This window comes from Marinimicrobium sp., assembly GCF_002695945.1.
Lineage (GTDB): Bacteria > Pseudomonadota > Gammaproteobacteria > Pseudomonadales > Cellvibrionaceae > Marinimicrobium > Marinimicrobium koreense.
Map to the genome: position 1 here is coordinate 28,636 of NZ_NZQP01000038.1, position 13,913 is coordinate 42,548.

A 13,913-nucleotide genomic window follows, 5' to 3' on the forward strand; every position below is an offset into this window, starting at 1 on the left:
TCGCCAGGGCGATGGGCCCGCCTCCTGTGAGGTCTGTCTGGCCGGCCTGGCCAGCCAGCCCCGGCTGCGCTTTATGGGGCGCCGATGCCGGACCGACTCGGGGGCTCATCACTATGTGGGGGCGGTGGTCAGCAGTCAGCATTGGCTGGCCAANCCCGGTCCCGAGTATGTTCAAAGCNTGCTCTCCCGCCTGTTTGCCGAAAGTCCGATTGCCAGTTTTGTCACCGATCCGGACGGGGTAATGCTCGAATGCAATCACGCCCTGGAAGTTCTGCTGCAGCTCACTCCNCGCCAGAGTACCGCCGGAATCGGTCGCTACCGGGTATTGCGTGACCGGGTGCTGCAGGCGCGCCCGGATNTGTTGAGCCGGGTGCGACGTGTGTTTCAGCAAGGCGAAATTCAGTGTTTCGACCTGGATTACCCTCTGGCCAATGTGCACCGCAATGAGTTGTTTACCGAGCAGGAGGTTCCGCTCAGGGTGAGTTTTCTGCCCATGCGGGACCGCTACGGTGACGTGACCCGGGTGCTGATTCAGTGTCAGGACCGCAGCGGCGAGCGCAGTGCTCACCAGGAGCTGTTACACCGGGATCAGCTGCTCTACAGCCTGATCAACAACTCGCACAACCTGGTGTCGATCAAATCACTGGACGGCAAGTACCTGCTGGTTAACGACAGCTTTGCCCGCTGGTTTGGCCGGGATGCCGACGATCTGTGCGGGCAGACCGACGATGACCTGTTTCCCNCCCCGATTGCGNAGCAGCGACGGGTGCAGGAGCAGGCACTGCTGGCCGGCGCTCTGCCGGCGGAGGTCGAAGAAGTTCTGCCGGGGNAGGACGGTCGCCAGTACACCTTTGTCTGTGTTCGTTTCCCAATCGAGGGGCCCGACGGAGCCCAGCGGGGAATCGGTCAGATCATGACCGACATCACCCGTCAGAAAGCCATTGAGCGCAGCTTGCAGAGTCAGCAGCAGGAGCTGAGGCTGTTGCTGGACTCCATGCGTGCCGGGATCGGCTANTTCGATCGCTGGGGNNTGGTGAAGGATTTCAATGAGCTNGCCAGAGGCCTGCTCGGANCNGCGTTGCAGGTGGGCAAAAGTTTTCTCGAAGTCGCCCCNCAGTGGGANAGCCCGGANGAGCGTCANCGNGAGNTGATGCAGGTGGTCCGCACCGGTGATGCNCAGTTGAATTCCGTTGAAAGTGCGCAGCGGGACGGGTCGCGTCACTGGTTTTCGGTCGACAAGATTCCGACCAAAAACAATCAGGGCTACGTCAACGGGGTACTGTTGGTAGTCAACGACATTACCGACAGTGTTCTGCGCGAACGGGCGCTGGCCCAGAGCGAGGCACGCTATCGGGCTTTCATCGCNAACAGCTCCGAGGCNATCTGGCGTTACGATATGNCGCCACCGGTGCCCACGNATCTGACNCCGGATGAACAGNAGGCCGCNATTGTCCGCAGTGCCCGTCTGGCGGAAGGCAACCGGGTTCTGGCNCAGATCATGGGGGCGCCCTCGGTCGAGTCACTGTTGGGNAGCGGNTTGNGGGAAACCGGCTCCAGTCGGTATCGCTTCGATGTCCAACAATTCATTGGNAACGGCTATCAACTGATCGACTATGAAATTGCCCGAAGTGATCCGCGCGGNCGGGGCGAGATCCACTTCCAGATTTCCTGTGTCGGTGAAGTCGAAAACGGNNCGCTGTGTCGCGTCTGGGGNACCAGTAAAGACATCACCGCGCGCAAACGGTACGAAGAGAANCTCGAGTATCAGGCCACCCACGATGCCTTGACCCGNCTGCCCAANCGCACCCGTCTGTACCGGGAGATNGAGCGTTGGTTGAAACAGTCGGATGGGCGNAAGGCGGCCCTTTTGTTGATTGATCTGGATCGCTTCAAGGAAATCAACGATACCCTCGGTCACTCCGTCGGCGACCAGTTACTGAGCCAGATTGGGCCGAGGCTGAGTAGCGAAATGGCNGACACNGAGGGGNTGGTTGCCCGCCTGGGCGGNGATGAGTTNGCGATTTTTCTGCCGGATATTCGNCACCACCGACAGGCNNTGGTGNTGGGNCATCGGGTACTGGATGCNCTGCGCAACGANTTTGTTATTGAAGGCTACACCNCNGAAATCAGCGCCAGTATCGGCATTTCGATGAGTCCNGATCAGGCCAGCGATGTCAGTACCCTGATGCGCTATGCGGATGTNGCCATGTACTGCGCCAAGTCGGAAATGACCGGTGTGGCCCTGTANGACGNTGAAAAAGACCCGCACTCTCCTCAGCGACTGTCATTGATCAACGAACTCGGGCGGGCCATTCGGGANGATCAGNTGTGCCTGCATTTTCAGCCCAAAATCGAACTGCACGGTCAGCGCTGTTACGGCCTGGAGGCGCTATTGCGCTGGCAGCATCCGACACTGGGCATGATTTCACCNGCGGANTTTATCCCCATCGCCGAAGCCACCAACCTGATTCACCCGCTGACCCACTGGGTGTTNAAGCAGAGCATNGCCACCTGNTGTGAATGGCACNGCGCGGGATTCCCGCTGNGCGTGGCGGTCAACCTGTCCGCGCGGAACCTGATGGACGACACTCTGCCTCGACAGGTGGAGNTGCTGCTTGANGANTANGGNTTACCGCACTGGGCCCTNGAGCTGGAAATTACCGAAAGCTCGATCATGACCGATCCGCGCCGNGCGATGACCAATCTCGAGCGTCTGCATGAGCTGGGGATCTGTCTGAGCATCGACGATTTCGGAACCGGTTATTCATCCCTCGCGTANCTGAAACGTCTGCCCGTGCAGACGCTTAAAATCGACTTCTCATTTGTCCGGCAGATGCTCGACGACGAGCAGGATGAAATCATCGTCAAATCGACGATTCATCTGGCCCANAACCTGGGGTTGAACGTGGTGGCCGAAGGGGTGGAGTCCGAGGCGCTGCTGCGCCGGCTGCAGGCCCTGGANTGTGATCTCGCCCAGGGCTATCACATTGGCCGGCCCATGCCGCAAGCGGCGCTGGAAACCTGGCTGACGGANTCCCGGTGGGTCGAGCGGCCCTGCGCCGCCCGACGCGGCTGATAACAGTCCCGCCGCGTTACAGAATTCGCGCCGCTGTGCGCTGCATTTCCTCGACCTGCTTGATGCGCTCTCTTAACAGAATCCGCGTATGGGTGCTGTTGTCATCCGTGCGTTTGAGGGCATTCTGCAGTTGCTGCAGGGCCTGGCTGTAGGCGCCCACCTGAATGAAATATTCGGCNCGGGCTTCATGGACCTGCTGAATATCACCGGCCAGGCCGCTCACTTCTGCCAGCCAATACCACACGGCCGGATCGTCCCGGCGCTGACGAGAGAACCGATTGAGCAATCGGGTACTCTGTTCGAATTGGTTGGCTTTCATCAGCGCCAGCGCATAATTCATGGTCACTGCATAGTGGTCCGGTTGCGTCTGATAAAGAGCACTCAGGCGCTCCAGGGCCGGCTCATGGTTGCTCCGCTCGGTGTCGAGCTCCGCCGCCAGCAATTGGTACGTCAGTCGGTCGGCGTCTTCCTCGAGCAACGGCGCCATAGTGGCCTCGGCGGCGTCAAACTGTCCGGCCCGGATCTGCGCCAGCGCCAGGCCATACCGGCTGGCGGCCAGGGGTTCGCGCTTGGCGTCCAGCTCGTTCTGAAATAGTTGTACTGCCCGTTGCGCTGATTGCTCGTGTTCCACCCGGGTACGGGCCCTCATCAGGTGGTATTCCAGATTGACCGCTGGCTTCGTCCGGGGCAGGTTCATGGCGCGATTTCGGGTATCGGCAATCCGCCGCTCGGTGACCGGGTGGGTCAGCAGAAACTCGGGGGGGCGTTCGGTATAGCGGGTGGCCCGCAGCATGATTTCAAAGATATCGCTGGCGGCGTTGGGGTCCAGTCCGGCCCGGGCCATGGTCTGCATCCCCAGGCGGTCGGCTTCCTGTTCAAATTGCCGGCTGAAGCGCAGTTGGGCATCCAGCGCGGCGGCCTGGGTACTCATCATGGCGGCAATGCCCGCGTCGGAGCCGGAAGTGGCGGCCAGGATCAGGCTGCCCAGCAGGGCGGCATAGTAAGGGACGCTCATCTGTTGCTGTTGTTGCAGGCGCCGGGCGTAGTGGCGTTGGCTCAGGTGCGCCAGTTCGTGGGCCAGCACCGAGGCCAGTTGGTGCTCGTTTTCAGCGTAGTTGAGCAAACCGGTATTCACCCCGATAATGCCCCCCGGGGCCGCGAAGGCGTTGATGTTGGGATTTTCAATTACCACCAGTTGCAGGCTGGGGTCTTCCAGTTCACTGTGCACTGCAAGCTGATTGAGCAAATCCTCCAGGTACTGGACGACCTGGTAATCGGAGGACGTCGGCATCCGACTGCGGTACAATCGCAGCACTTCCCGGCCCAGTTGCTGCTCCTGATAGGGCGAGCTGATTGCCGAACTGGTATCGCCCAGCACCGGCAATTGCAGCTCCCGGTTCGCGTTGGCGGCACCTGACAGCAGCATCAGACTCAAGACAAGGGTGACAACATGTTTCACGTCGATTCAGACTCCGGTGTTCTTCCTGTTGCGCACAGTGTAGCCTTGGCCGCACCTGAGGCGCCAGAGGCAGGCCGCGCTTCCGCACTGGCGTTGCTCCTGAGACCACGGACGCCCGACTCGGTTCAGCCGTTACCGAAAAGCGGGGGGCACCCATGACCGCTCGGGAAGGATCTGCACCGGTCGTGCTGGAGGTGGATGCCCAGGGGCTGCGCTGCCCTCTGCCGCTGCTCAAGGCAAAGCAGGCGCTGCGCGATCTCGCGCCGGGTGAGGCGGTGCGGATCCTGGCCACGGACAGCGGTTCGGTTCGGGACTTTCAGACGTTCGCCACCCTCGCGGGTCACGGGCTGGAGCGGGAAGAATCCCCCGACGGCCTCTATATCTACATTCTGGTAAAATCCTGACCCGCCTTACGCGTGGCTACAGGTCAAAACGGACACTTATGCTGAAAATTATTCGCCGCTGGATCGATCGCTACTTCTCCGATGAGGAGGCAGTACTGCTGCTGGTGTTGCTGGCGGTGGGCCTGGTGGTCATTCTGACCCTGGGGGCCGTGCTGGCGCCCATGATTGCCAGCCTGATCATCGCNTTTTTGATGCAGGGCATGGTGGTCCGGCTNAAATCCCTGAGGGTCCCGCACTGGCTGGCGGTGCTGATCACGTTCATGGTGCTGATGGCCAGCGTGGCGGCCATCATGCTGGGGCTGTTGCCGGTTATCTGGCAGCAGTCCACCCGCTTTTTTGCCGAATTGCCGAGGATGCTCCGGGAGTGGCAGGAGCTGATGCTNCTCTTGCCCGANCGCTANCCGAGCCTGATCAGTGAGGCGCAGGTGGAGCAGATGATGTCCATTACCAGCTCTGAANTGGGTTATGTGGGACAGTACATNGTCAGCTTTTCCGTATCCAACCTGCCGGTGCTGGCCACAGTACTCGTCTACTTCGTTCTGGTACCCATTCTGGTGTATTTCTTCCTTAAGGACAGTCAGTCCATCATGCGTTGGTTTGCNGGTTTTCTGCCGGAGAAGCGACCGCTGATGAGCAAAATATGGCAGGANATGAANCAGCAGATTGCCAACTACGTCAGGGGTAAAGCCATCGAGATTGTCATCGTCGGCGCGACCGCNTACGTAGTCTTTGTCCTGTTTGGCCTGAACTACAGCGCGTTGCTCGCGATCGCGGTCGGATTGTCNGTGNTGGTGCCNTANATCGGGGCNGCGGTCGCNACCATACCGGTGGCCCTGGTGGGATTCTTTCAGTGGGGCTGGGGCCCGGAGTTCGTGTACCTGTTGGTTGCGTACGGCATCCTGCAGGCACTGGACGGTAACGTGCTTGTNCCATTGNTGTTTTCCGAAGCGGTCAATTTACANCCGGTGGCCATCATTCTGGCCGTACTGGTTTTCGGTGGCTTGTGGGGATTCTGGGGTGTGTTTTTTGCGATCCCCCTGGCTACGCTGGTCAAGGCAATCCTTTATGCCTGGCCAATCGGCGTCAAGGAGGCGCACAATCAGGAACGGCAGGGACAGGCTTTACATGACACCGAACAAAGCGAGGCATAATGCACGCAGCCGTCCCTCTTCGCCGTTGGAGCCTTGTCGTGGCTTCCCTGTTGGTAACCACCGTGATGCTGGNGGCCTCGGCCCAGGCCGTGACGCCCGTAAAAGGNGATATCGATCACCGGGATTANCGNTACCTGACGCTGGANAACGGGCTGAAAGTCCTTCTGATTTCGGANCCGCAGGCGGAAAAAGCCGCGGCTTCNCTGGATGTTCATGTGGGCCATCATCAGAATCCTCTGGGGCGCGAGGGCCTGGCGCACTTTCTCGAGCACATGCTCTTCCTGGGGACGGAAAAATATCCGGAGCCGGATGCCTATCCCGCGTTTATCAGTCGTCACGGCGGCAGCCACAACGCCTATACCGCGAGCGAGCACACCAATTANTATTTTGATATCGACCCCGAGTACCTTGAGCCNGCCCTGGATCGCTTTGCGCAGTTTTTTATTGCGCCGCTTTTCAATCCCGAGTACGTCGANCGGGAGCGGTTCGCGGTCGAGTCGGAATACAAGGCCCGCCTGAACGATGACGCCCGTCGNATACAGGATGTCTATCAGGCACTGATGAATCCGGCTCATCCGGCGTCCCGCTTNGGGGTCGGNAATCTCACGACCCTGGCGGATACCGAAGAGCGCCCCCTGCGCAAAGACCTGATCGANTTTTANCAGCGCTACTACTCATCGGACCTGATGTCGCTGGTNGTNCTGGGNCGGGGCAGTCTCGATGAGCTGCAGAAACAGGTGACGGAACGGTTCAAAGCGATTCCAACCCGGGAGGTTTCCCTGCCCGNGGCCTACCCTCCGCTGTTCGGGAAAGATCANCTGCCTGTGCGGGTGTCCATTCAGCCCGAAAAAGACATTCGCCGCCTGTCCCTTCTATTTCCTCTTCCGGTCAACGCCGATAGCGAGGCCCATAAGCCGCTGCACTACATCGGCCACCTGTTGGGGCACGAAGGGGAGGGCAGCCTGCTGTCGCTGCTCAAGGAGCTGGGTTGGGCGGAAGGCCTGAGTGCCGGCACCCGACACCGGGACCGGTACGATGCCATGTTCCAGGTGTCCATTCAGTTGACCGAGCTCGGAGTTCGGGCCGCCGATCAGATTGTGGCCCTGGTGTTTCACTCCATTGAGCAGATTGAGGCTCGGGGTCTGGACGCCTGGCGATACGAAGAGCTCCAGCAGATGGCGAACATCGACTTCCGTTTTCGGGAGGTCAGCGCTCCGATGGACACGGTCCGTGGGCTCGCCTACNGACTGCATCTCTACGAACCGGAAAACGTGCTGTGGGGTGATTACCGGTATGCGGGGTATGACGCCAAACTGATCAAGAAGTACCTTGGATACCTGAATAGTGGGAATGTGCTGGTGTCCCTGGTCGCTCCCAAGGTGGAGGGGGAGAGCCGCTCTCCGTATTACCAGACGCCTTACCAGGTCCAAGAGCAGGCGGTGGAGCAGCCCGAAATCAAGGCCCGAATCCAGAAACAGCTGGTNTTGCCCAAGCCCAATGACTTTATCCCCAGTCGACTGGCCGTCAAGGAGGCGCCGCTGCTGCCCGGGCCGGGTGCCTCGGACGAGGCTACGCCCCGTCTCCCNGAGGCGGTGGTCGATAAGTCGAGAATCAAGGTCTGGTATCAATGGGATCAGAAGTTTGAGGTGCCCAAAACGAGCATGCGCCTTCGGCTCAAGCTACCCCAGGTGGCGGCCGGCGTTGAAGGCGCGGCCAAAGCCGAGCTGTTATCCGAGCTGGTGCGGGACCAGCTCAATGAATTTGCCTATCCGGCCCAACTGGCCGGACTGGATTTTTCCTTGCGCCCCAACACTCGGGGCCTGGATATCGAAATNTTTGGTTACAGCAGTCGCCAGAATCTCCTGTTGACCCGTATTGTTGAGGCGTTGCGCAAGGGGCGGTTTGCACAGGACCGCTTTGATGACCTTAAGCGCAAGGTGGAGAGGCGCTGGCGCAACGAAGCGCTCGATACTCCCTACGGCGTGATCGCCAGGCAGGTGCCGCGCCTGCATTTTGAGCCCTATTCGCTGGGACGGGACAAGCTCCAGGTGCTTGAGGGGATTGACCTCAAGGCNATCCACCAGTTTGCCGACTCGGTGCTAAAAGACGCTGANCTGGAAGTGTTGCTGTACGGCAATTTGTATCGTCAGGAGGCGGTGCGCCTGGCGGCGTACCTTGAGCATCAATTGCTCGGCGATCTGACGCGCCTGGATCTGGCGCCGGCCCGGGTGTTCCGCCTGAAATCCCAGGGCCCCTGGGTGTATGAGCGGCCTCTGGAGCATAACGACAGTGTCACCATGCTGTACGTTCAGGGGCTCTCCNCTAAGCTGAATGATGTGGCCCATATGCAACTGGCCCGACGGTTGCTGCAACCGGCATTTTTTCATGAGCTGCGCACCGANAAGCAGTTGGGCTATGTGGCGACGGTNTTTGCCTTACCGCTTAAAGATCAGGAGGGCACCGTGNTGGTNGTCCAGTCGCCATCGGTTGACAGTGACCGCCTCTGGCGGGAAATGGATGGCTTCCTGGNTGGCGCTGAAAGCCACTTAAAAGAGGGGTTGGCGGAACAGAAGGCNGCNCTGGTCCGCGAGTTGCGCGAGCCGGCCAAGACCCTGTACCAGCAGTCTGGCCNGTACTGGGANGACCTGATGATGGGGGANACCCGCTTTGATCGGCGCGAACGCCTGGCCCAGGCGGTGGAGGCCGTNACGGCTGAATCCNTGCAGGCNTATTANCGCCAGGTGTTTGCCGANCCCGCCCGGCGTCTGTGGCTGGTGACGGATCGNTCNGAAGAGGCNCCGGAGGCNANCCCNATCGACGCCATACCCGATTACCAGAAGGCCCTTGAGGCCCTGAGTTACCCCTGAGNCCGCNGCGCGGCGGCGGACTGGTAAAAAAGGCGTGAATATGTAAGAATTCGCTGATTTTTCGGCTCTACCAATACTGGCCATAACCCTATATAACATCCCACACAAGGGCTCTATGGCGGTGCAGAGACACCTGTTTTCAATTTCCTATTGATTGAACGCAACGATTAGATGTGCCAATGCGTGCACGGCTGAGGAGAATTTAATGCAAGAAGATATCGATGCCCTCGAAACGAGAGAATGGCTGGATGCCCTTGAGTCAGTTGTTCGCCACGCAGGCAAAGAACGGGCCACTTTCCTTCTGAAGCAACTGTCAGAAAATGCGGTAGACCACGGTATTGATCAGCCCTCGGCGATCACCACCCCTTATCGCAACACCATTCCGGTTTCGAAAGAAGTGCAGAGCCCCGGCGATGCCTACATCGAGCGCAAGATTCGCTCCATTATTCGCTGGAACGCCATTGCCATGGTGGTTCGGGCGAACAAGAGTGCCGACGAGTTGGGTGGCCACATTGCCTCCTTCTCCTCAGCTGCAACCCTGTANGAAGTCGGCTTCAACCATTTTTGGCGCGGCAGCGAANNCGGNAAGCCGGGCGATCTGGTGTACTTNCAGGGCCACAGCTCNCCGGGTATGTACGCCCGCTCCTTCCTCGAAGGTCGCCTGACCGAAGAGCAACTGGACAACTTCCGTCGCGAAGTCGATGGCAAGGGCCTGTCCTCTTANCCGCACCCCTGGTTGATGCCGGATTACTGGCAGTTCCCGACCGTTTCCATGGGTCTCGGTCCGATCAACTCGATTTACCAGGCGCACGTGATGCGTTACCTGGATCAGCGCGGCCTGATTGAAAAGGGCGATCGCAAGATCTGGGCNTTCNTGGGTGACGGTGAGTGTGATGAGCCGGAATCTNTGGGTGCCATTTCTCTGGCGGGCCGCGAGAAGCTCGACAACCTGATTTTTGTCATCAACTGTAACCTGCAGCGCCTGGACGGNCCGGTGCGCGGTAACGGCAAGGTGGTTCAGGAGCTCGAAGGCGTNTTCCGCGGTGCCGGNTGGAACGTGGTAAAAGTGCTTTGGGGCGGTGCCTGGGACAAGCTGCTGGAGAAAGACAAAACCGGNCTGCTNCAGAAGCGTATGGACGAAGTNCTCGACGGCGAAATGCAGAACTACAAGGCCAACGGTGGCGCTTACACCCGTGAGCATTTCTTCGGCAAATACCCCGAGCTGCTGGANTTGGTCAAAGACATGACCGACGACGAAATCCTGCACCTGGCCCGTGGCGGTCACGATGCGCACAAGGTGTACAATGCGTACCACAACGCGGTGAACACCAAAGGCCAGCCCACCGTCATTCTGGCNCAGACCGTAAAAGGTTATGGCATGGGCCCGACCGGTGAAGCGGTCAACAATGCGCACCAGGTCAAGAAGCTCGACATCGATGCGCTCAAGACCTTCCGTGACCGTTTCAACATCCCGATCGAAGACAAGGATCTGGAAAAAATCCCGTACTACCGTCCGCCGGAAGACAGCGCGGAAATGCAGTACCTGCACGAGCGTCGCAAGCAGCTCAACGGTTATCTGCCGGCTCGTAAAGCGGATTTCGAAGCCCTGGAAATCCCGGGCCTGGACGCCTTCAGCAAGCAGCTCGAAGGCACCGGTGACCGCACCATTTCCACCACCATGGCTTTTGTTCGCGTGCTCAACACGCTAATCAAAGACAAGAAGGTGGGCAATCAGGTCGTACCGATTGTGCCGGACGAAGCCCGTACCTTTGGTATGGAAGGCATGTTCCGCCAGATCGGCATTTACTCGGCCGAAGGCCAGAAGTACACGCCGCAGGATGCCGGTCAGATCATGTACTACAAAGAGGATCAGAAAGGTCAGATCCTCGAGGAAGGTATCAACGAAGCCGGTGCCATGTCCGCGTGGATTGCGGCCGCGACTTCCTACAGCAACAACCACAAGCCGCTGCTGCCGTTCTACATCTACTACTCGATGTTTGGCTTCCAGCGCGTCGGTGATCTGGCCTGGTTGGCCGGTGATGCCCAGGCACGTGGTTTCCTGCTCGGCGGTACCGCCGGTCGCACCACCCTGAACGGCGAAGGCCTGCAGCACCAGGATGGCCACAGCCACATTCTGGCCAACACCATCCCGAACTGCCGCACCTATGACCCGACCTACTCCTACGAGGTCGCGGTGATCGTGCAGGATGGCCTGAAGCGTATGTATCAGGAAAAGGAAAACTGCTACTACTACATTACCCTGATGAACGAGAACTACGTTCATCCNGATATGCCCAAGGGCGCCGAAGAAGGCATCATCAAGGGTATCTATCAGCTCGAAAAAGGNACCAGCAAGAAGAAAAACCGCGTCCAGCTCATGGGCTCCGGTACCATTCTGAATGAAGTGCGTGAAGCCGCCGAGATTCTGCGCAACGACTTCAGTGTGGAAGCCGACGTGTGGAGTGTCACCAGCGTGAACGAACTGACCCGCGACGGTCAGCGCGCCGCTCGCTGGAACCTGCTGCACCCCGGTGAGAAGCCCCGTAAGGCGTACCTGACCGAGCAACTGGAAGGGCAGGACGGTCCGTTCATCATCGCGACCGACTACATGAAGAACTACTCGGAACAACTGCGTCCCTACGTGCCGGGCGACTACTATGTACTGGGTACCGACGGCTTCGGTCGCAGTGACAGCCGTGAGAAACTGCGTCACTTCTTTGAAGTGGATCGCAACTTCGTTGTGATTGCCGCGCTCAAGTCCCTGGCGGATCAGGGCAAAGTGAAGCCCGAGGTGGTCAGCAAGGCCATCAAGCAGTTTGGTATTGATCCGGACAAGGCCGACCCTCTGACCGTTTAACGAATCGGTACGCCCCGGGGCTGAGTCCCCGGGGTTTTGGGTCGAACACCAAGAATATGTGAGGAGTTACTGTGGCCACAGAAACCATCAAAGTCCCCGATATCGGCGGCTCCGAAGATGTAGAAGTGATTGAGATCAGCGTCTCGGTGGGGGATACCGTCGCCGCTGAAGACACNCTGGTTGTGCTGGAAACGGACAAAGCGTCCATGGACATCCCTTGCCCCAAGGCGGGTAAGGTGACCGCCATCTCCGTCAAAGAGGGCGACAAGGTCTCGGAAGGTTCCGCCATTCTCGAGCTGGAACTGGAAGGCGAGGGCGCCGGTGACGATAGCCAGGCCGAGAGCGCTGAATCNTCCGCTTCGGACAACGCCGCAGANTCCAAGGCATCGCAAGAGGCCCCCAAGGCCTCCGGTGGCAGTGAAATGGATATCCCGGTACCGGATATTGGCGGCTCCGAGGGTGTGGAAGTCATTGAGGTGTGCGTCAAAGCCGGTGACGAGGTCTCCGAAGGGGATTCATTGATCGTGCTGGAAACCGACAAAGCCTCCATGGAAATCCCGGCTCCGGCCAGCGGCACCATCAGCAGCATCGCGTTGAAAGAAGGCGANAANGTGTCTGAAGGNGANGTCATCGGNAANATGAAAACCGCCGGTGGCGAAGCNCCCGCGCAGAGCGAGNCGGNGAGCCAGTCCGNNTCNGAAANTGCCGCTCCGGCCGCGCCTCAGGGCGGNGGTGAGCAGGACATGCCGGTGCCGGATATCGGCGGTGCGGAAGGCGTGGAAGTGATCGAAGTCAGCGTCAAGGCCGGCGATGAAGTGTCCGAAGGCGACACCCTCATCGTGCTGGAAACCGACAAGGCGTCGATGGAAATTCCCGCTCCCGCCTCCGGCAAGATCAAGAGCATTNCCTTGAAAGANGGCGACAAGGTATCCCAGGGCGANCTGATCGGTGTCATTGAAGCCGAAGGCAGTGCCGCGCCGGCACCGTCCGCTNCGGCCAAAAGCGAAGCGCCCGCCAAGAGCGAGCCGGCGCCTAAAGCCGAGCCGTCTTCTCCGGCCACCGCCACCGGTGCCAGCGCCGAAGTCATCAACAGTGGTGATGTCTACGCCGGTCCCGCCGTGCGTCGACTGGGTCGNCAGTTGGGTGTGGATCTGGCCAAGGTGAAAGGTTCCGGTCCTCGCGGTCGCATCACCAAAGACGATGTGCGCAGCTATGTGAAAAACATTGTCACGGCGTCTCAGTCCGGTGCTGCACCGGCCGCCGGTGGCGGTGCCATTCCGCGTATTCCGCNGATCGACTTCAGCAAGTTCGGTGAAGTCGAAGAAGTGAAGATGAGCAAGATCAAAAAGCTCACTGCGGACAACATGACCCGCAACTGGCTGAACATCCCCCACGTTACCCAGTGGGACGATGCCGATATCACCGATATGGAAGACTTCCGTAAAGGCCTGAAAGCCGAGGCGGAAAAGCGTGGCACCAAGCTCACGCCGCTGCCGTTCCTGCTCAAAGCCTGTGCNGCGGCGCTTGAGGCCGAGCCGAGCTTCAACGTGTCTCTGCATCACGATGGCGAACATATTGTTCAGAAAAAATACGTTCACATCGGTATCGCGGTGGACACCCCGAACGGTCTGGTTGTGCCGGTCATCCGTGACGTCAACAAGAAAGGCTTGTGGCAGTTGACCGAAGAGATCAATGCCATGGCCAAGAAGGCGCGCGATGGCAAGCTGACGGCTGCAGAAATGCAGGGCGGTTGCTTTACCATCTCCAGCCTGGGCGCCATGGGTGGCAGCGGCTTTACGCCGATTGTGAATGCCCCGGAAGTCGGCATCCTGGGTGTGTCTCGCGCCCAGATCAAGCCNGTGTGGAATGGCACAGAGTTTGTGCCGCGCAATATGCTGCCAATCTGTCTGTCCTACGATCATCGCGCCATCAACGGTGCCGATGCCGGTCGCTTCTTCACTTTCCTGGCCGGAGCCCTGGCGGACGTGCGTCGCCTGTTGCTCTAAGCGNNAGTGAAGTGTTGCAGTNACAAAAAAGGCCAGCGTTTGCTGGCCTTTTTTGTGTNNNTATCGGCACCCATGCAGTGCCAAATCAACCAT

The 13,913-nt window shown here is 59.4% G+C and carries 7 protein-coding genes; 6 read left to right on the plus strand and 1 reads right to left on the minus strand.

Annotated elements, in window-relative coordinates; genetic code table 11:
* Nucleotides 1-73 precede the first annotated feature (73 nt).
* Nucleotides 74-3,076: a bifunctional diguanylate cyclase/phosphodiesterase gene (locus CMG77_RS08875; RefSeq protein ID WP_502691808.1), complete on the plus strand. Its 3,003-nt coding sequence runs from the start codon at nucleotides 74-76 to the stop codon at nucleotides 3,074-3,076.
* Nucleotides 3,077-3,092: 16 nt separating this feature from the next.
* Here CMG77_RS08875 and CMG77_RS08880 read toward each other — a convergent pair whose 3' ends face one another.
* Nucleotides 3,093-4,502 (minus strand): M48 family metalloprotease, encoded by a 1,410-nt coding sequence (locus tag CMG77_RS08880; protein ID WP_502691809.1) that lies wholly within the window; start codon nucleotides 4,500-4,502, stop codon nucleotides 3,093-3,095.
* Nucleotides 4,503-4,690: 188 nt separating this feature from the next.
* Here CMG77_RS08880 and CMG77_RS08885 point away from each other — a divergent pair, with 188 nt between their 5' ends.
* The 5 genes from CMG77_RS08885 to aceF all read left to right on the plus strand — a co-directional run bounded on the left by CMG77_RS08885 (nucleotide 4,691) and on the right by aceF (nucleotide 13,820).
* Nucleotides 4,691-4,939 (plus strand): sulfurtransferase TusA family protein, encoded by a 249-nt coding sequence (locus CMG77_RS08885; RefSeq protein ID WP_286804650.1) that lies wholly within the window; start codon nucleotides 4,691-4,693, stop codon nucleotides 4,937-4,939.
* A 38-nt stretch (nucleotides 4,940-4,977) separates the two neighbouring features.
* Nucleotides 4,978-6,090 (plus strand): AI-2E family transporter, encoded by a 1,113-nt coding sequence (locus CMG77_RS08890; RefSeq protein WP_286904163.1) that lies wholly within the window; start codon nucleotides 4,978-4,980, stop codon nucleotides 6,088-6,090.
* A gap of 65 nt (nucleotides 6,091-6,155) precedes the next feature.
* Complete coding sequence (locus tag CMG77_RS08895; protein ID WP_286904185.1) at nucleotides 6,156-8,957, plus strand: insulinase family protein; 2,802 nt, start codon at nucleotides 6,156-6,158, stop codon at nucleotides 8,955-8,957.
* 205 nt (nucleotides 8,958-9,162) lie between these two features.
* On the plus strand, nucleotides 9,163-11,814 hold the full coding sequence (gene aceE / locus CMG77_RS08900) for a pyruvate dehydrogenase (acetyl-transferring), homodimeric type (RefSeq protein WP_286904165.1): 2,652 nt from the start codon (nucleotides 9,163-9,165) through the stop codon (nucleotides 11,812-11,814).
* A gap of 71 nt (nucleotides 11,815-11,885) precedes the next feature.
* Nucleotides 11,886-13,820: a dihydrolipoyllysine-residue acetyltransferase gene (gene aceF, locus CMG77_RS08905; RefSeq protein WP_286904167.1), complete on the plus strand. Its 1,935-nt coding sequence runs from the start codon at nucleotides 11,886-11,888 to the stop codon at nucleotides 13,818-13,820.
* The last annotated feature ends 93 nt before the right edge of the window (nucleotides 13,821-13,913 follow it).